This is a genomic window from Sphingomonas sp. CV7422 (assembly GCF_027945725.1).
Classification (GTDB): domain Bacteria; phylum Pseudomonadota; class Alphaproteobacteria; order Sphingomonadales; family Sphingomonadaceae; genus Sphingomonas; species Sphingomonas kyungheensis.
In genome coordinates, this window is sequence record NZ_CP115900.1 from 3,084,808 (window position 1) to 3,102,760 (window position 17,953).

Genomic DNA, 17,953 nt, shown 5'->3' on the forward strand with positions numbered 1-17,953 from the left:
CACCACTCAGGCTCCCTGCGGCGCGGGCGTATCGCCGCGTGCGCCATCATCATGCGGGCGATCATCCTGCGGATGATCGTCGTGGCGGTCATGCCCGTCGTCCTGCGCGCCGCGCTTGCCGTCCTCGCCATGGCCGAACAGCCGCAGCACGACGACGAAGAACATCGGCACGAAGAAGATCGCGAGCACCGTCGCCGACAGCATGCCGCCGACGACCGCGCGGCCGATCGCATTCTGCCCGCCGGCACCGGCGCCGGTCGAGACCGCGAGCGGCAGCACGCCGAAGATGAACGCCAGCGACGTCATCAGGATCGGCCGCAACCGCAGCTTCGCCGCCTCGACCGCGGCGTCGAACGGCCGCATCCCCTCGTTGATCCGTTCCTCGGCGAATTCGACGATCAGGATCGCGTTCTTCGCCGACACGCCGATCGTCGTGATCAGCCCGACCTGGAGGTAGATGTCGCTGTTGAGCCCGGTCAGCGTCGCCGCGAGCAGCGCGCCGATGATGCCGAGCGGCACGACCAGCAGCACCGAGATCGGCACCGACCAGCTTTCGTACAGCGCGGCGAGGCAGAGGAAGACGATCAGCAGCGACAGGCCGTAGAGCGCCGGCGCCTGTCCGCCCGACAGGCGTTCCTCGTAGGACAGACCCGTCCAGTCGAGCCGCGTCCCCGGCGGCAGCTTGGCGTGCATCGCCTCGATCGCCTTCATCGCCGCGCCCGACGACACGCCCGGTGCCGGCTGGCCGAGGATCTCCATCGACGGCAGACCATTGTAGCGGGTGAGCTGCGCCGGCGCCTGCGACCAGCGGACCGTCGAAAAGGCCGAGAAGGGCGCCATCGTGCCGGTGTCGCTGCGCACGTAGAAGTTGGCGACGTCCTCGGGCTTCAACCGATAGTCTTCATCCGCCTGAATGTAGACGCGCTTGACGCGGCCGCGGTCGATGAAGTCGTTGACGTAGGCACTGCCCCAGGCGGTCGCGATCGTGTTGTTGATCGTGGTGAGGTCCAGCCCGAGCGCCTTCGCCTTGTCCTGATCGACGTCGATCTTGAGCTGCGGCGCATCGTCGAGCGCGTTGGGACGCACGCCGATGAGCGACTTGTCCTGCGACGCCATGCCCAGCAGCATGTTGCGCGCCGCGAGCAGCTTTTCGTGGCCGATGCCGGCCTCGTCGACCAATTGCAGGTCGAAGCCGCTGGCATTGCCCAATTCCTGCACCGCGGGCGGGATGACCGCGAAGATCATGCCGTCCTTGAACTGCGAGAATGCGCCCATCGCCCGGCCGACCAGCGCCTGCGCCTTGTTCTCGGCGCCCTTGCGATGCGACCATTCCTGCAACGGGATGAAGGCGATGCCGCTGTTCTGGCCCTGCCCCGCAAAGCTGAAGCCGTTGATCGTGTACACGCCCTGGACGTTCTTCCCCTCGGTCTGGAGGAAATGGTCGCGGATCGTGTCGAGGCCCTTCTGGGTGCGTGCGGTGGTCGCGCCCGGCGGGCCCTGGACCAGCGCGATCATGATGCCCTGATCCTCTTCCGGCAGGAAGCCGGTGGGCAGGCGCACGAACAGCACCGCCATGCCCATCACGATCAGCGCATAGACGACAAGCGAGCGCTTCCAGTTGCGCGCGGTCGAGCGCACGCCCCTGGCATAGCGATCCTGGCCGCGATCGAACTTTTCGTTGAACCAGCGGAAGAAGCGCGCGAGCGGGCCGTTGCCTTCCGCCTTGCCGGGATCGTGCGGCTTGAGGATCGTCGCGCACAGCGCCGGGGTGAGGATCAGCGCGACGCTGACCGACAGGACCATCGCCGAGACGATGGTGATCGAGAACTGGCGATAGATGACGCCGGTTGACCCGCCGAAGAAGGCCATCGGCAGGAACACCGCCGACAGCACCAGCGCGATGCCGATCAGCGCGCCGGTGATCTCGTCCATCGACTTGCGCGCCGCTTCCTTGGGGCTCAGCCCCTCGGTCTGGATGAGTCGCTCGACGTTCTCGACGACGACGATCGCGTCGTCGACCAGCAGGCCGATCGCCAGCACCATGCCGAACAAGGTCAGCGTGTTGATCGAGAAGCCCGCCGCGGCGAGGATCGCGAAGGTGCCGAGCAGCACCACCGGCACCGCGATCGTCGGGATCAGCGTCGCACGGAAGTTCTGCAGGAACAGGAACATCACCAGGAAGACGAGGATCACCGCCTCGATCAGCGTATGGACCACCTGCTCCACCGACAGGCGCACGAACGGCGACGTGTCATAGGGGTAGATGACCTTGACGTCGGGCGGGAACTGCTTGGCGATCGCGTTGACGCGCTCCTTCACCGCCTTGACCGTGTCGAGCGCATTGGCGCCCGGCGCCAGCTTGATGCCGATGCCCGAGGCGGGCTTGCCGTTCCACTGCGCCGAGAAGGCGTAGTTTTCCGCGCCGATGCCGACGCGCGCGACGTCGCTGAGGCGGACGACCGAACCGTCGGTGTTGCTCTTCAACCGGATCGCCGCAAATTGTTCGGGCGAGGTCAGTCGCGATTCGACCGAGACGGTCGCGTTGAGCATCTGCTCCTTCGGCGCGGGCTGCGCGCCGAGCTGCCCGGCGGAGACCTGCGCATTCTGCGCGGTGATCGCCGAGGTGACGTCGGCCATCGTCAGCGCGTAATTGTTGAGCTTGATCGGATCGACCCAGATCCGCATCGCATATTGCGACCCGAAGATCTGCGTATCGCCGACGCCGTTCACGCGGGCGAGCGGGTCCTGCAACTTGGACGCGACATAGTCGGCGAGATCGACGTCGCTATGGCTGCCGTCCGACGAATAGAGGCCGACGAACATCAGGAAGTTCTGCGTCGCCTTGGCGACGATCAGCCCCTGACGCTGCACCTCCTGCGGCAACAGCGGCGTCGCCGCCTGCAATTTGTTCTGGACCTGCACCTGCGCGATATCGGGATCGGCGCCCTGTTCGAAGGTCAGCGTCACCGTGACGGTGCCCGCCGACGACGAGGAGGACGAGAAGTAGCGAAGGTTGTCGATCCCCTTCATCTGCTGCTCGATGATCTGCGTCGTCGTGTTTTCGAGCGTCGTCGCATCCGCGCCCGGATAGGTGGCGGTGATCGACACCGCCGGCGGCGCGATCGCCGGGAACTGGGCGATCGGCAGCGAGCGGATCGCGATGACGCCGGCGAGCATCAGGATGATCGCGATCACCCAGGCGAAGATCGGCCGGTCGATGAAATAGCGGGCCATGAGGGGTTACTTTGCCTGAGCTGCGGGCGCACCGGCGCCCTGGGGGGCGGCGGGCTTGGCGTTGGGGTCCCAGGGCTTGCCCTGGACGGGCATGCCGGGGCGCAGCATCATCGCACCCGCGACGATCACCTTCTCGCCCGGCTTGATGCCGCCGGTGACGAGCCAGTCCTCACCGATCGTGCGGCTGGTCTGCAGCGTGCGGACCTGGATCTTGCCGTCCGCGCCGATCACCATCGTCGTCGCCTGGCCCTTTTCGTCGCGGCTGACCGCGCGCTGCGGCACCAGCAGCGCCTTTGCCTGCGTGCCCTCGACCAGTGAGGCGCGGACGAACATGCCGGGCAGCAGCAGGCCGTTGGGATTGGGGAAGAGCGCGCGGATCGTCTGCGATCCGGTGGTCGGATCGACGGTGACGTCGGCGAAGCGCAGGCTGCCCTGCGGGCCATAGGCGCTGCCGTCCTCCAGCGTCAGCCGGACGCGGGCATTGCCGTCGCGCGCAACCTGGCCGCTGAGGATTTGCTGGCGCAGCTTCAGAAGCCCGGCGCTCGACTGCTGGATGTCGACGTACATCGGGTCGAGCCGCTGGATCGTCGCCAGCGGCTGCGTCTGCGATGCCGACGCGAGCGCGCCGGTGGTGACCAGCGAACGGCCGATCCGCCCGGCGATCGGCGCCCGAACCGTGGTGCGCGACAGGTCGATCTGCGCGGTGCGCAGCGCCGCCTGCTGTGCGGCGACGTCGGCCTGCGCCTGCGCCGCGCTGGTCTGCGCATTCTCATATTCCTGGCGGGCGATCGCGTTGATCTTGACCAATTCGCCATAGCGGCGCGCGAGCGCGGCGGTGGAGGCGATATTGGCGCGGGCGCGCGACAGCGCCGCGCGCGCGCTCGCCACCGCCGCCTGATAGGGCGCGGGATCGATGCTGTAGAGCGGCTGGCCGGCGCGGACCATGTCGCCCTCCGTGAACAGCCGCGCGCGGATCAGGCCGTTGACCTGCGGCCGTACGTCCGATGTTTCATAGGCGGTGGTGCGACCCGGCAATTCGGTCGTCAGCGTCACCGACTGTTCACGTACGGTCAGATATTCGACCTGCGGCGGGCCCTGCGGCGCCTGCTGTTGCTGCTGCTGCTTGCTGCCGCACGCCGCCAGTGACAGCGCCAACGCTAGCACCGCCACCCCGTGTCGCCTATTCGCCATGCAAAATGTCCGCTGATAAGAATGTGAGTGATCGATCACTCACGCTCTGCTACTCGCAGTCAGGAACTGGCGTCAAGGCTCGCCGACGAGGAATGGAATGGACGGCTCGAGAATTTGTTGCGGTGCACCACGAAACAATGCGGAAATGCGCCGTTTCAAGGTCATCGAGGCGGCACGTAGATTGTTCATCGAAAACGGTTTTCATGCCACCGGCATCGCCCAGATCGCGCGCGAATCGGGCGTCGCGGTCGGTCAGCTGTATCGCGATTTCTCCGCCAAGGAGGATATCGTCGCGGCGATCGTCAATTCGGACTGCCGGTCCTTCCTGTCCGCCGAGTCGCTACGCCGGGCGATCCAGGCCAAGGACGTCGGCCACGTCCGCGACTGGCTCCACCAGCTCGTCACCCCCGGCCGGGACGACGACGAGAGCGACGGCGACCCGCGCCTGTTCGCCGAGATTCTGGCCGAGGCGGCGCGCAACAGCCGCATCGCCTCGATCTTCAACGCGACGCATCAGGACGTCCGCGCGCTGATGCTCGCCGCGCTCGAGATGCTCGCCCCCGGAGACGCGCTGGCGGACCGGCGGTCGGCGCTTGCCGATGTCATCCTGATCATGTCGCTGGGCATGCTGCACCACAGCATGGTGCGCCCCGACGAGGATGATTCGGCGCTGGTCGAGGCGCTGGTCGCGACGATCGACCGCGACGTCGATGCGCTGCGTCGCGCCGCCGTGGTCGACAAGCAGGACGGCTGATCACGCCCGGCGGAAGGCATCGGGATCGATGCCGTAGCGCGCCAGCTTATAGTAGAGCGTCTTGCGCGGCACGCCGAGCAGTTCGACGGCCCTCACGACATTGCCGCCGCTCGCGCGCAACGCATCGACGATGACGCGCGTCTCGAATTCGGCGACCTGGCTCGGCAGGTCCTGCGGGGCGCTGTCCGGCCGATCCTCCGCGGCGAGCACGCAGGCATAGGCATAGTTGCGCAATTCGCGGACGTTGCCCGGCCAGCCGTGCGACAGGACATGCTGCCGCTCCGCCTCGCCGATCGCATAATCGGGTCGCGCCAGCGCCTCGCGCGCCTGATCGACGAAGGCGACGAACAGCAGCAGCCGGTCATGTTCGCGCTCGCGCAGCGGCGGCAACGCGATCCGCGTCATCGCCAGCCGATGGTAGAGGTCGGCCCGGAACTGCCCCGCCGCGACCGCCTGCGCGAGGTCGTCGCGGCTGGTCGCGACGACGCGCAATTGCACCGCCTCCGCCCGCTCCGCGCCGATCGGCTGCACCTCGCGCTCCTCGATGACGCGGGTCAGCGCTGCCTGGATCGCCGGCGACAGCGCGTCGACCGCGTCGAGCAGCAGGGTGCCGCCGCTCGACGCCGCGATCGCGCCGGTGCGCGACAGCCGGGTGTGCGCGACGCTGTCGGCGGCATGGCCGAACAGATCGGCCGCCCCTTCCTCACCCAAGGCGCTGCAATCGACCGCGACGAACGGCCGGCCGCGCCGGGGGCCAAGCCGGTGGAGCAGCACCGCGGCCAGTTCCTTGCCGGTGCCGGTCTCGCCCTCGACCAGCACGTCGAGATCGGCGGCGGCGAGCCGCGCGATCGTCGCGCGCAGCCGGACGATCGCGGCGCTGTCGCCGATCAGCGGATGGTCGTCGCCGGCATCGAGCGCGGCGCGCAGCCGCCGGTTCTCGATCACCAGCGCGCGCCGCTCCAGCGCCCGGCCGATCGTCGCGACGAGGTGGTCGGTGGCGAACGGCTTGGTGAGGAAGTCGAACGCGCCGTCGCGCAACGCCGCCACCGCCATCGGCACATCGCCATGACCGGTGACGAGGATCACCGGCAGATCGGCGTCGATCGCGCGCAGCCGGGCAAGCAATTGCAGCCCGTCGATGCGCGGCATGCGGATATCGGAGACGATGACGCCGTCGAAATCGGCGGGCAGCGCGGCGAGCGCCGCCTCCGCCCCGGCGAAGGCGCGGACGCTCAGCCCGGCCAGCTCCAGCGCCTGCACGGTCGCGAAGCGCAGCGCCTCGTCGTCCTCGATGAACATCACCTGCCCGCTCATGCGCGCCGCAACGTCAGCAGGAAGGTCGCGCCCGGCCCGTCCGGTGCGACGGTCAGCTCGCCACCGAATTCGCGCGCGATGTCGCGCGCGATCGCCAGCCCCAGGCCGAGTCCCTCCGGCTTGGCGGAGGCGAAGGGTTCGAACACCGTGTCGGCGATGGCGGGATCGATACCGGGGCCGGTGTCGGCGATGCGCACCGTCAGCGTCTCCGCGGTCGCGCTGGCCGCGATCCGCACCTCGGGCTGGTCGCATCCGGCGACCGCATCGAGCGCATTGCCGATGACATTGACGAGAATCTGTTCGAGCCGGATGCGATCGCCGACGACGCGCGCGTCGCGCAGCTCTGCGGCGACGGTGTCGACGACGATGCCGCGCGCGCGCTCGCCGATCAGCAACAGCGTCCCCTCGATCGCCGCGCCCAGTGTCGGCGCGCCGCGCGACGGCGTGCGGCGGCGGGCGAAGGCGCGCAGCTCGCCGGTGATCGTCGCGATCCGGTCGGTCAGCGCGACGATCCGGCCGAGCGTGTCGCGCGCCGCATCGGCCGCGCCCCGGTCGAGCAGGGTCGCGCCATTCTCCGCGAAGGTCCGGATCGCGGCGAGCGGCTGGTTGATCTCATGCGCGACGCCGGCGGTGATCTGGCCGAGCGAGCCCAACCGGTTGGCCTGCGCCAGCTCCTCGCGTGCGGCGCGGAAGCGGCGGTCCGCCTCGGCGCGCTCCTGCGATTCGACAATCAGCCGGGCATTCGCCTCGCGCAGCTCGCGCGTGCGCTGCACCACCGCGCGTTCGAGCGATTCGCGCGCCTGGGTCTGCGACCGGCGGCGGTCGGCGCCGCGCCACGCGATCCCGCCCGCGACAGCGACGACGAGCAGCAGCACCAGCCCGCCAAGCGCCGCCTGCGTCCGCGCGCCCGCAAGCGCCGGACGCAGCGGGGTCAGATGCGACACCGTCCCGCCATCGAGCGGCGCGGCGACGCTGGCGCTGCGGTAGCGGAGCGGCCGCGCGTCGCGGATCGCGCGGACGTCGCGCCCGTCGATCGCGAAGGCGGGGGTGAACGGCGGCGCCGCGCCGAACTGGCGCGAGCGGATCAGCCGGGCGCGGCGCGCCGCGTCGAGCGGTCGGATCGGATGGAAGCGCCACGCCGGCACGCTGGTGACGAGGATCAGGCCGCGCGGATCGGTCAGGATCGTCGCGCCGGGCGACTGCGCCCATTCGCGCTCGAGCCGGTCGAACTCGACCTTGACGACAATTACCCCCAGCGCCCGCCCGCCGCGATCGATCCGCCGTGCGAGATACAGGCCGGGCCGCCCGCTCACCGTACCGAGCGCGAACAGCTCCGACGTGCCGCGCGCCATCGCCTCGGTGAAATAGCGGCGGAAGGTATAATCCTGGCCGACGAAGCTCGCCTCGCTGCGCCAGTTGCTCGCCGCCACCGCACGGCCGCGCGCATCGATCGCATAGAGCGCGGCGGCATCGGTGCGGGTCGCGAGCAGTTCGAGCGTCGCGTCGAGCCGCCGCAGTGCCGCGGCATCGCCGGCGAGCGCGACCGGCACGTCGGGATATTCGGCGAGCACCAGCGGCAGCAGCCGGAATTTCTGCAACTCGCTGGTCAGCAGGCCGGCATGGGTGCGCGCCAGCGTCAGCGCCTCGCGATCCGCCGCCGTCCGCGCGGTCGTCTCCGCCCAGCGCGTGCCGGCGAGGATCATCACCGCGATCAGCCCGGCGAGCAGCGGCAGCCACGCCAGCCGCCGCAGCCGGCCTAGCGGCTGGGCCAGATCGTCAGGCTGGTATCAACCAGCCGCTCGAGATCGGTGCGGCTCGCGCCCGATCCGGCCTGCACCGCCATGCCCTGCAACAGCGCGTAGAGGCAGCAGGTCAGCCCGGTGGCGTCGACATGCGGCGGCAGGTCGCCCTCCGCCTTGGCACGATCGAACCGCTCGATCAGCGCCGCATGCGACGAGGCACGGCGCGCACTGACATGCGCCTTGATCGAATCGGCCTCCGCGCCGCACGGCATCGCGCTGATCACGCCGAGACAGCCCTTGGGATCGCCGCTCTGCCCGGTCTGCAGGGCGAGCGCACCGCGCAGGATCGTCTCGGCGACGCCGCGCGCGGTCGGCTGGTCGAGCGCCTGCCGGACATAGGCAAGCTTCTCCGCCTCGTAGAGATCGAGCGCCTTGTTGAACAAGGCTTCCTTGTTGCCGAAGGCGGCGTAGAGGCTCGGGCGGGTGATCCCCATCGCCTCGGTCAGATCGGCGAGCGACGCGCCCTCATAGCCCTTGCTCCAGAACACGCGCAGCGCCGCGGCGAGCGCAGTGTCGGTGCAGAACTCGCGCGGGCGGCCCTTGGCGGGCACCGGCGCGTCGTCATGCGACAGGGTCATGCTTTCCATATCGCTCAGTATAGAACTCGCGGGCGTCCCATACAAGGCGTTGCGGACTGCAACCTTTCTCGGCCGGGCGGGGGACAGGCCAAGGCAAGGGTCGGCGGGAGCGAAGATGCCGCCTCCGCTCAACCGCCGGTGCGCAGATACGAACGTCGCCGCCAGACCGCGCCGACGCACCCAAGAGTAGCCAGTGCTCCCGCGAAAGCGGGAGCCCAGTTTCTTGTCTCCGGCCACTGTTCTGCTCGGCACTGGATTCCCGCCTGCGCGAGACCTCTGCGAAAGTAGCAACCCGACCTGCTCACGTACCACCCCGGCGCAGGCCGGGGTCCAGTTTGGTGAAGCTTTGCAATTAGTTACAAAGGCCTCCAAACTGGGCCGCGGCCTTCGCCGGGGCGGTTTCGAAACTTTAGCAGAGGTCTCGCCTGCGCGGGAATACTGGTGTGTGCGGCACGCGTAGCGCCTTTTGCGGAAGTCTTGAACGAGGACGGCTTGCTCAACTGTGTCAGGTGCCGGCGGCAGCTACGCGAAGCTCCGCGCCTGCGCGCGAATACACCTTCTTTCCTAGCGAGCCCCCGCCCCCTCAGGCCGCATCCGCCAGCACCGGCCGGCCGACCAGCTCGCGCGCCACCGCCTCGGCGATCTTGATGCCGTCCACCGCGGCGGAGAGGATGCCGCCGGCATAGCCTGCCCCCTCGCCCGCCGGGAACAGGCCGGCGGTGTTGACGCTCTGGAAATCGTCCCCGCGGGTGATGCGCAGCGGCGACGAGGTGCGCGTCTCGACCCCGGTCATCACCGCATCGGGATGGTCGTAGCCGGGGATCTGCTGGCCGAAGGCGACCAGCGCCTCGCGCATCGCGGCGACCGCGAAGTCGGGCAGCACCTCGGCGAGATCGGTCATCGTCACGCCGGGGCGATAGGAGGGGATGACGCTGCCGAGCCGCGTCGACGGCCGGCCGGCGAGGAAGTCGCCGAGCCGCTGCGCCGGCGCGCGATAGGCGCCGCCGCCCGCCTCGAACGCGCGCGTCTCCAGCTGCCGTTGCAGCGCGATGCCGGCGAGCGGATCGCCGGGATAGTCGCGCGCCGGATCGATGCCGACGACGATCCCCGAATTGGCGTTGCGCTCGTTGCGCGAATATTGGCTCATGCCGTTGGTCGCGACGCGCCCCGGCTCCGAGGTCGCGGCGACGACGGTGCCGCCCGGGCACATGCAGAAGCTGTAGACGGTGCGCCCGTTCTTGCAGTGGTGCGACAGGCTGTACGCCGCCGCGCCGAGATCGGGATGGCCGGCGCACGGCCCGAACCGCGCCTCGTCGATCCAGCTTTGCGGATGTTCGATCCGAACGCCGATCGAAAAGGGCTTGGCTTCGAGGAAGACACCGCGCGCATGCAGCATCGCGAACGTATCCCGCGCGCTATGCCCGAGCGCGAGCACCACCGGCCCATCGGTCGCCAGCCGCTCGCCGGTGCTGAGGTGGAGCGCGGCGAGGCGGCGGCTGCCGTCCGCCCCGGTCGCCACCTCGATATCGTCGACCCGGCGTTCGAAGCGATATTCGCCACCGAGCGCCTCGACCGTCGCGCGCATGCTCTCGACCATCGTCACCAGGCGGAAGGTGCCGATATGCGGATGCGCCTCGGTGAGGATCTCCTCGGGCGCGCCGGCCTTGACGAACTCGCTCAGCACCTTGCGGCCGAGATGGCGCGGGTCCTTGATCTGGCTCCACAATTTGCCGTCGGAGAAGGTGCCGGCGCCGCCCTCGCCGAACTGGACGTTCGATTCGGGATTGAGTTCGCTGCGCCGCCACAGGCCCCAGGTGTCCTTGGTCCGCTCGCGCACCACCTTGCCGCGATCGAGGATGATCGGCCGGAAGCCCATCTGCGCGAGGATCAGCCCGGCGAAGAGCCCGCACGGCCCCGCCCCGACCACCACCGGCCGCGGCCCGGCATAGCCCGCCGGGGCCTTGGCGACGAAGCGATAGCCGGTGTCCGGCGTCGGGTTGACGTGGCGGTCCCGCTTGAACCGGGCGAGCACCGCCGCCTCGTTCTTGACCGTCACGTCGATCGAATAGACGAAGTGGATGTCCATCTTGTCGCGCGCGTCGTGCGCGCGCCGCGCGACGGTATAGCGGACGAGGTCGCGCGGCGTGATGCGCAGCCGGTTGCGGATCGCCGCGGCCAGCGCCTCCTCCGGATGGTTGAGCGGCAGCTTCAATTCGGTGATGCGGAGCATGACCCGCCTTAGCCGATTTCGCGCCCGCCAGCCACCCGTGCGCGCGCCGGGTCAGCCGGCGACGTCGACCGCCTCGGTCACGATGATCTCTGGCCGTGCCGTCGCAAGATCGCGCGCGGCGAGGCCGAACGCCTTGAAATGATCCGATTGCATATGCGCGTCGACCGCCGCCTGATCGGCATAAAGTTCGTTGAAGACGAACCGCCGCGCGCCCTCGGTCTCGCGCCACAGCTCGTAATGGAGCGTGCCCGGCTCGGCCCGCGACGCTGCGACACAGACGCGCGCCGCCGCGACGAACGCCGCCTCCGCGCCGGGCTTTACCGAGACGAATGCGATCACTTTGATGGCCATGCCGCTAATCCTTATCGTGTCGCCCCCAACTGGGAGCGGCGGCACGTCGCGGCAAGCCTACCAGCGGCCATCGGCCGCCGCGGTGCCGCGATATTCGGCGATCCGTCGCGCCGTCGCCGGCGACACCGCCGCCGGCAGATCGTCGAGCGCGAACAGCCGCGCCTCGGCCAGTTCGACGCCATCGGCCGCCGGCGCGTCCCGCGTCGTTCCGCGGAACAGGAAGACGGTATCGCGCCGCCCCTCCTGCCGCGCCTCGAACCGGCCGATCGCGGTCGGCGCGTCGAGCGTGCAGCCGGTCTCCTCCGCCAGCTCGCGCACCGCCGCGTCGGCGGGGGATTCGCGACGGCCGATGCCGCCGCCCGGCAGCATCACCAATCGGACCGCCCGTAACGGTGGCGCACGAGCAGCAGCCACCCCGCCGGATCGAACGCCATCACCTTGACCCCGCGCGTCCGCCAGCGCAGCAGCGCGAGCATGCGGCGGCGCAGGCGATAGCCGAGATCGATGAGCGGGCGCATCGCCCCGCCATAGCCGGTCGCGGCGCCTGCCACCAACGCTTGCGCGATGCCGGCGAACCGGCAAAGAGGCGGATCGAAGGGAAGCCTATGTCCGTCTTGTCCGATCGCTGGATCCGCGACGCCGCGCGCGAGCAGCGGATGATCGAACCGTTCGTCGAGAGCCAGCGCCGCGAGGGCTGCATCAGCTACGGCCTGTCCTCCTATGGCTATGACGCCCGCGTCGCCGACGAATTCAAGATCTTCACCAATGTCGACAATGCCCTGGTCGACCCGAAGGACTTTGCCGCCAACAGCTTCGTCGATCGCAAGACCGACGTGTGCATCATCCCACCCAACAGCTTCGCGCTCGCCCGCACGGTGGAATATTTCCGCGTGCCGCGCGACGTGCTGGTCATCTGCCTCGGCAAGTCGACCTATGCGCGCTGCGGCATCATCGTCAACGTGACGCCGCTCGAGCCCGGCTGGGAGGGGCACGTCACGCTCGAATTCTCCAACACGACGCCGCTGCCTGCCAAGATCTACGCCAATGAGGGCGCCTGCCAGTTCCTGTTCCTGCAAGGCAACGAGCCGTGCGAGATCAGCTACGCCGACCGGGCGGGCAAATATATGGGCCAGCGCGGCGTGACCTTGCCGAAGCTGTAGGCGCGCCGGGAGGGCACCCGCCCCCCCGTCCGTCCGGACCGGCGCCTGCGGTGACGAGGGGCCGATTCGCGCATAAAGGCCCGCACGCGCATGGCGGCGCGACCGACCCCGGCGCCAACCTCCTGATGATCCAGCCCTTTCCTGCAAGCTATTGCAAGTCATTTGCATCACTGGCATCGATGATGACCTGAACAGGGGGATCATCGTGGTTGCTGTCGTGCAGGCCCGCTCGGCGCGGGCGTTTCTGCTGTCGATGTCGCTCGTCTCGAGCGGATGCCTGCTTCCGGCGGCAGCGATCGCGCAGCGCGCCGAGGATGGCGCCAGTGACGATATCGTCGTCAGCGCCGATCGGCGCGACAGCTTCGGCGCCGATTATGTGCAGGCCGGCACATTCCGCGACGCACGGTTGATCGACACGCCGTTGACCGTGTCGGTGCTGACCCGCCCCCTGCTCGACGCCCAGCAGGCGCAGTCGCTCAACGATGCGGTCCGCAACACCGCCGGCGTCAGCCAGGCGCAGATCAACACCAGCATCTACAGCAATCTGGCGATACGCGGCATCACGCTCAACAATTTCACCAACGTGCGGTGGAATGGCGTGCTGCCGGTGGTCAACGTCATCGAACAGCCGGTCGAGGCGATGGACCGGGTCGAGGTGCTGAAAGGGGCGGCCGGTCTCTATTACGGATTTGCCACGCCATCGGGCATCGTCAATCTCGTCACCGCGCGCGCGGGCACGACGCCCGTCACCCGCTTCACGGTCAGCGGCAACGCCTATGGCGCGATCGGCCTGACCGGCGATGTCGGCCGGCGCTCCGGCGCGGTCGGCATCCGGATCAACGGCGGCACCGGCCTCGTCGCGACGGGGGTCCGGTGGACCAAGGGCCAGCGCGGCTTCGCGACGCTCGCCTTCGACTGGACGCCGACGGACGCGGTCCAGATTCTCGTCGACGCCGCCTATATCGCCAAGACGATCACCGAGCCGACCGAATTCGGCCTGGCCGCGGTGCACGACAGGATCGTCCTGCCGCCGCTGTCGTCACCGCACCGCAACCTCGGCGCCGACTGGATGCAGGCGCGGGGTCGCGAAACCAATTTGCTGGCGCGGGTGAACTATGATGTCGCGCCGCGCTGGCGGCTCGCGGCCGCGATCGGGCGCTCCTATCTGACACGCGATCGGGCCTATTCGTCGTTCGGCCGCTACGATCCGCTCACCGGGGATGGGATCGTCACCGTCGCGCGGACGCGCGGCAACGATTTCACCAACCTCGTCTATCGCGGCGACCTGTCCGGCGGCATCCGCACCGGTCCCCTCCACCATGATCTGCTCATCGGCATCGCCGTACAGATCCGCGACGGCAACGTGCCGATCGCCGTCCGTCGTTCAGTGCCGCAAAACCTGAACCACCCGGTCCCCATCCCCCCGCAGCCGTCCCCGCCCCGCATCGTTCCCAATCCGACGCGGACCGTCGACCGGGGTGTCTACCTCTTCGACCGCGCGTCGGTCGGCGACTGGCTGCAGGCGACGATCGGGTGGCGCAAGACGCGCTATACCGACGTCAGCTCCGCCAGTGCCTATGAGGTCGATCCGACCACGCTGTCCTATGGCCTGATGGTCAAGCCGGTCCGCTGGATCAGCGCCTATGCCAATTATATCGAGGGGCTCGAACCCGGCCCGATCGCGCAGCAGATCGCGCGCAACGCCGGCGAGATGCTCCCCGCCGCGGTCAGCCGGCAGCAGGAAGCCGGGATCAAGATCGCGCCGCTCACCCGGCTGCTGCTGACCGGGACCTGGTTCCGCATCGCCCGGCCCTCGGCCTATCTCAACAGCAGCAACCTCTTCGTGCAGGACGGCGAGGCGGTCTTTCAGGGCGGCGAATTCAGCGCGGTGGGCGAGGTCGGTGCCAATCTGTCGATCACCGCGAGTGCGATGGCGCTGTCCGCGCGTCAGCGGACAGGTTCGCCGGACGTCGCCGGCAAGCGGATCGAGAATGTCGCACCCGGTTCCGGCTCCCTCTTCGCCCTCTACCGGGTCGCCTCGGCCCCCGGCCTGAGCCTATCGGCAGGGCTGTTCCGGGTCGGTCGGCGCGCGGTCAATGCGCTCAATCAGGCCGAGGTGCCGGGCTATACGACGATCGACCTCGGCGCCGGCTATCGTTTCACGCTGTCGGGCAGGTCCGCGGCCGTGCGCGCCTATGCCGACAACGTCACCGGCCGACGCTATTGGGCGTCGACCGGATCGAGCCTGCTCGCGCAAGGGCTGCCGCGGACGATACGGCTCAGCCTCTCCCTCGACCTCTAGGGGGCTCGTCCGATCGTCGCCCGCCGCGCCGAAACGCCTGGTCCGGCTATGGGCAGGATCACGCGTCGGGCGGGGGCGCGCCTTTTCGGCTATCGCGTCGCGACCCGCATCGGCAGTCGCGCGAGACCGCGCGCCGCGACGTCGTGCGACGAGACCACCGCACCGCTCGGCATGTCCATCGCCACCGCCGGGCGCTCCAGCACCGTATCGTACAGCGCGCGCGCTTCGGCGCTGCGGCCGATCCGGGTGTAGGCGGCGGCGAGGTTGAGCATCAGCTCGGGCCGGTCGGGGAAGATCCGCCGCTCCGCCTCGATCCGCTTGGCCGCGGTGACGAAGTCGCCCGCGGCGATCGCCTGATAGCCGGTCCGGTCGGCCGCGAGCACCGGTGTCGCCAGCATCGTGCCGGCCGCCATCGTGAGGACAAGATTACGCATTGCATCGTCTCCCCCCTGCCCGAATGGCAGGTTTCATTTTTATGACACTAGTGTGTCACTTTGAAGACAACGACGCAAGGTCCGATCAGGTCCGTTCGGTCACCCCCTGCCAGGCGCTGCGCATCAGATGCTGCAACCGCTCGCGGCTCCGGTCGGAGAGGTGGCGCAGCCGCTCGCCCGCGGCGGAGATGCCGGTGCTGCGATCCAGCCCCTCGACCTGCATCACCCACAATTGCCGGAAGGCGCCGCCCTTCTGGCGCAGCAGCTGCTGCGGCGGGCCATCCTCGACGATCCGCCCGTCGGCGAGCACGACGACGCGGTCGAAGCCGGCGATCGTCGACAGGCGATGCGCGACGGCGATGACGGTGCGGTTCTCGATCAGCGCGTCGAGCCCGTTCTGCACCTCCAGCTCCGATTCCGAATCGAGCGCCGAGGTCGCCTCGTCGAGCAGGACGATCCGGGCATTCTTCAGGAAGGCGCGGGCGATGCCGATACGCTGCCGCTGGCCGCCCGACAAATTGGTGCCGCGTTCGCCGACGATCGAATCATAGCCGTGCGGCAGGCGGCGGATGAACTCGTCGCATCCTGCGGTCTGCGCGGCGCGATGCACCTCCTCGTCGCTCGCATCGGGTTTGGCGAAGCGGATATTCTCCATCACCGTGCGGTGGAACAGCATCACCTCCTGCGGCACCACCGCGAGCGCATCGCGCAGGCTCTCCTGCGTCACCTCGCGGATATCCTGGCCGTCGATCGCGACATGGCCGGCCTGCGGATCTTGGAAGCGCTGGATGAGCTGGAGCAGCGACGACTTGCCCGCGCCCGACGGTCCGACGACGCCGACCTTCTGCCCCGCCGGAATGACCAGCGACAGGTCGTGCAGCACGGGATGCGCCGGGTCGTACCCGAAGGTGACCTGCGACAGCTCGACCCGCCCCTCGCCGACGCGCAGCCGGCTCGCCGCCGGCGCATCGCCCAGCGTCTGCGGCACGCCGATGATATCGAGCGTCTCGCGCAGATAGCTGAATTGCTGGCTGGTATCGATCAGCGCCATCGCCAGGTCGCGCGATCCATGCAGGATGCGGAAGGTCATCGTGCTGATCACCACCACGTCGCCGGTCGAAATGGCATGCGCCGACCAGCGGCCGATCGCCCAGATCAGCGTGCCGCCGACGAGGATGGCGAGCGCGAGGTCGTGCAGCCCGCGCATCCGCTCGACGAAGAACCAGCCGCGCCGCTGCGCGCTCGCCTCGTCGTCGAGGAAGCCCTGCAGGCGCGAGAGTTCGCGCTGGTGCGCGGCGAAGGCCTTGACCACCCAGATGTTGCCGATCAGGTCGACCAGCTCGCCGCCGACGGTGCCGGCACGCTCGGCGAAGGCCTTGTGGTGGACGTGCCCGCGCAGGCCGAGCAGCACCAGCACGACGGTGACGACGACGAAGATCACGCCGAGCACCGCGGCCATCGCCGGGTCGATGCTGACGAAGATGATCATCGCCCCGACGAAGGCGATCAACGGCGGCGTCACCTCCTGGAGCAGACGGTGGACGATCGAGCCGAAGATGCCGGCGAGACCGGAGACGCGATGGCCGAGTGAGCCGGCGCGCTGGTTCTGGAAGAACGGCATCTGGTGGCCGGTCAGATAGTCGACCATGTCGAGGCGGATATCGACGCCCGATTTGACCGTGGCATGGCCGAGCGTCAGCGCCGCGGCGCGTTGCAGCGCGCTTTCCAGCACGACGAGGGCGAGGAAGGCGGCGAGGAAGGTGTAGACGGCGGCGCGGATCCGGTCCGAGCCGGTCATCGCGTCGATCAGCAGCTTCAGCGCATATTGCACCCCGATCGAACAGGTCGACGAGGCCACGACGAGCAGGCCGAGCGACAGGAAGGTCCAGGGACGGACGCGGATGTAGTGGAGCAGGAAACGGGTCGGACTGCGTCGGTAGGACATGGCAGAGGGCTCCCGGCGGAGCGGGCATGTTGCAGCGCAGCAACATCGCTGGCAACCGCCATGCGTCGGGAAGACGCGATTTGCCGTCCGGCGCCCCCTGCGCGCTGATGGCGATCAGCCCGGCGCCGGTGCGCCGTCACGCCGGGACCGCGCACGAGAAAGGGCGGCTCCTTGCGGAACCGCCCCTGACGCATAGCCTTCAGCCGGGATCAGAAATCGTTGCGATACTGTTCGTTGCCGATGAAGCCCAATTTGGTCACCGCCGAACGCTTGATCACCGCCAGCGTCTGGTCGACCTTGTCGTATTTCGCCGCCGGGTCGGGCTGGAAGTGCAGCTCCGGCTCGGGATTGATCGCCGCCGCCGCGTCGAGATAGGTGCGCAGCGTCACCTCGTCGACGGGAACGCCGTTCCACGACACCGTGCCGGCCGCGTCGATGATGATCTTGTTCTTCTGCGGGTCGACCGGCGGTTTGACGTTGCGCGGATCGTTGACCGGCAGATCGACCTTGACCGCGTGGGTCGGGATCGGAAGCGTGATGATGAACATGATGAGGAGCACGAGCATGACGTCGATCAACGGCGTCGTGTTCATGTCCATCATCGGCTCGCCGTCTTCCGTGCCACCACTCATTGCCATTTCAGATACTCCTGGATCGG

Annotated in this window: 15 protein-coding genes; 3 read left to right on the forward strand and 12 right to left on the reverse strand. The window is 68.9% G+C overall.

Annotated features, from left to right (window positions below; genetic code table 11):
- Positions 1 to 6: 6 nt before the first annotated feature.
- The gene (locus PBN85_RS14600; protein WP_271299458.1) at positions 7 to 3,234 is read right to left on the reverse strand and encodes an efflux RND transporter permease subunit; all 3,228 of its coding nucleotides are present in this window, start codon (positions 3,232 to 3,234) and stop codon (positions 7 to 9) included.
- 6 nt (positions 3,235 to 3,240) lie between these two features.
- Positions 3,241 to 4,425 (reverse strand): efflux RND transporter periplasmic adaptor subunit, encoded by a 1,185-nt coding sequence (locus PBN85_RS14605; RefSeq protein ID WP_037533845.1) that lies wholly within the window; start codon positions 4,423 to 4,425, stop codon positions 3,241 to 3,243.
- 145 nt (positions 4,426 to 4,570) lie between these two features.
- Between PBN85_RS14605 and PBN85_RS14610 the strand changes: the two genes are divergently transcribed.
- Positions 4,571 to 5,179 carry a TetR/AcrR family transcriptional regulator gene (locus PBN85_RS14610; RefSeq protein ID WP_271299459.1) on the forward strand — a complete coding sequence of 203 codons (609 nt, stop codon included), beginning with the start codon at positions 4,571 to 4,573 and terminating at the stop codon, positions 5,177 to 5,179.
- On the opposite strand, the gene PBN85_RS14615 is transcribed toward PBN85_RS14610, so the two are convergent.
- From PBN85_RS14615 to PBN85_RS14645, 7 genes are all read right to left on the reverse strand, one after another.
- Positions 5,180 to 6,493, reverse strand: a complete 1,314-nt coding sequence (locus PBN85_RS14615) for a sigma-54-dependent transcriptional regulator (RefSeq protein WP_271299460.1) — start codon at positions 6,491 to 6,493, stop codon at positions 5,180 to 5,182.
- Positions 6,490 to 8,196 (reverse strand): sensor histidine kinase, encoded by a 1,707-nt coding sequence (locus PBN85_RS14620; RefSeq protein ID WP_271300905.1) that lies wholly within the window; start codon positions 8,194 to 8,196, stop codon positions 6,490 to 6,492. The genes PBN85_RS14615 and PBN85_RS14620 overlap by 4 nt, the downstream gene beginning before the upstream one ends.
- Positions 8,197 to 8,249: 53 nt before the next feature.
- A complete protein-coding gene (locus tag PBN85_RS14625; protein WP_373276441.1) occupies positions 8,250 to 8,873 on the reverse strand; it encodes a TetR/AcrR family transcriptional regulator in 624 nt (207 codons plus the stop codon).
- A 583-nt stretch (positions 8,874 to 9,456) separates the two neighbouring features.
- Positions 9,457 to 11,103, reverse strand: coding sequence for an NAD(P)/FAD-dependent oxidoreductase (locus tag PBN85_RS14630; protein WP_271299461.1), 1,647 nt, complete (start codon positions 11,101 to 11,103; stop codon positions 9,457 to 9,459).
- A 51-nt stretch (positions 11,104 to 11,154) separates the two neighbouring features.
- The gene (locus PBN85_RS14635; protein WP_271299462.1) at positions 11,155 to 11,454 is read right to left on the reverse strand and encodes a putative quinol monooxygenase; all 300 of its coding nucleotides are present in this window, start codon (positions 11,452 to 11,454) and stop codon (positions 11,155 to 11,157) included.
- Between the two features lie 57 nt (positions 11,455 to 11,511).
- Positions 11,512 to 11,823 (reverse strand): NUDIX domain-containing protein, encoded by a 312-nt coding sequence (locus PBN85_RS14640; protein ID WP_271300906.1) that lies wholly within the window; start codon positions 11,821 to 11,823, stop codon positions 11,512 to 11,514.
- Positions 11,823 to 11,972 (reverse strand): hypothetical protein, encoded by a 150-nt coding sequence (locus PBN85_RS14645; protein WP_271299463.1) that lies wholly within the window; start codon positions 11,970 to 11,972, stop codon positions 11,823 to 11,825. The genes PBN85_RS14640 and PBN85_RS14645 overlap by 1 nt, the downstream gene beginning before the upstream one ends.
- An 87-nt stretch (positions 11,973 to 12,059) precedes the next feature.
- Here PBN85_RS14645 and dcd point away from each other — a divergent pair, with 87 nt between their 5' ends.
- On the forward strand, positions 12,060 to 12,614 hold the full coding sequence (gene dcd, locus PBN85_RS14650; protein ID WP_037533833.1) for a dCTP deaminase: 555 nt from the start codon (positions 12,060 to 12,062) through the stop codon (positions 12,612 to 12,614).
- A 205-nt stretch (positions 12,615 to 12,819) separates the two neighbouring features.
- The gene (locus PBN85_RS14655) at positions 12,820 to 14,916 is read left to right on the forward strand and encodes a TonB-dependent siderophore receptor (RefSeq protein WP_271299464.1); all 2,097 of its coding nucleotides are present in this window, start codon (positions 12,820 to 12,822) and stop codon (positions 14,914 to 14,916) included.
- Between the two features lie 89 nt (positions 14,917 to 15,005).
- On the opposite strand, the gene PBN85_RS14660 is transcribed toward PBN85_RS14655, so the two are convergent.
- The 3 genes from PBN85_RS14660 to PBN85_RS14670 all read right to left on the reverse strand — a co-directional run bounded on the left by PBN85_RS14660 (position 15,006) and on the right by PBN85_RS14670 (position 17,933).
- Complete coding sequence (locus PBN85_RS14660; protein ID WP_037535827.1) at positions 15,006 to 15,350, reverse strand: tetratricopeptide repeat protein; 345 nt, start codon at positions 15,348 to 15,350, stop codon at positions 15,006 to 15,008.
- Between the two features lie 85 nt (positions 15,351 to 15,435).
- A complete protein-coding gene (locus PBN85_RS14665) occupies positions 15,436 to 17,295 on the reverse strand; it encodes an ABC transporter ATP-binding protein (RefSeq protein WP_271299465.1) in 1,860 nt (619 codons plus the stop codon).
- Between the two features lie 209 nt (positions 17,296 to 17,504).
- Positions 17,505 to 17,933, reverse strand: a complete 429-nt coding sequence (locus PBN85_RS14670) for an ExbD/TolR family protein (protein ID WP_037535822.1) — start codon at positions 17,931 to 17,933, stop codon at positions 17,505 to 17,507.
- Between the last annotated feature and the right edge of the window lie 20 nt (positions 17,934 to 17,953).

Bases quoted from the DNA above. Each gene is read 5' to 3' on its own strand.
- PBN85_RS14620 (WP_271300905.1), bottom strand. From the start codon at position 8,196: ATGATCCTCGCCGGCACGCGCTGGGCGGAGACGACCGCGCGGACGGCG.
- PBN85_RS14600 (WP_271299458.1), bottom strand. From the start codon at position 3,234: ATGGCCCGCTATTTCATCGACCGGCCGATCTTCGCCTGGGTGATCGCG.
- PBN85_RS14665 (WP_271299465.1), bottom strand. From the start codon at position 17,295: ATGTCCTACCGACGCAGTCCGACCCGTTTCCTGCTCCACTACATCCGC.
- PBN85_RS14645 (WP_271299463.1), bottom strand. From the start codon at position 11,972: ATGCGCCCGCTCATCGATCTCGGCTATCGCCTGCGCCGCCGCATGCTC.
- PBN85_RS14640 (WP_271300906.1), bottom strand. From the start codon at position 11,823: ATGCTGCCGGGCGGCGGCATCGGCCGTCGCGAATCCCCCGCCGACGCG.
- PBN85_RS14670 (WP_037535822.1), bottom strand. From the start codon at position 17,933: ATGGCAATGAGTGGTGGCACGGAAGACGGCGAGCCGATGATGGACATG.
- PBN85_RS14605 (WP_037533845.1), bottom strand. From the start codon at position 4,425: ATGGCGAATAGGCGACACGGGGTGGCGGTGCTAGCGTTGGCGCTGTCA.
- PBN85_RS14615 (WP_271299460.1), bottom strand. From the start codon at position 6,493: ATGAGCGGGCAGGTGATGTTCATCGAGGACGACGAGGCGCTGCGCTTC.
- PBN85_RS14635 (WP_271299462.1), bottom strand. From the start codon at position 11,454: ATGGCCATCAAAGTGATCGCATTCGTCTCGGTAAAGCCCGGCGCGGAG.
- PBN85_RS14660 (WP_037535827.1), bottom strand. From the start codon at position 15,350: ATGCGTAATCTTGTCCTCACGATGGCGGCCGGCACGATGCTGGCGACA.
- dcd (WP_037533833.1), top strand. From the start codon at position 12,060: ATGTCCGTCTTGTCCGATCGCTGGATCCGCGACGCCGCGCGCGAGCAG.
- PBN85_RS14610 (WP_271299459.1), top strand. From the start codon at position 4,571: ATGCGCCGTTTCAAGGTCATCGAGGCGGCACGTAGATTGTTCATCGAA.
- PBN85_RS14625 (WP_373276441.1), bottom strand. From the start codon at position 8,873: ATGACCCTGTCGCATGACGACGCGCCGGTGCCCGCCAAGGGCCGCCCG.
- PBN85_RS14630 (WP_271299461.1), bottom strand. From the start codon at position 11,103: ATGCTCCGCATCACCGAATTGAAGCTGCCGCTCAACCATCCGGAGGAG.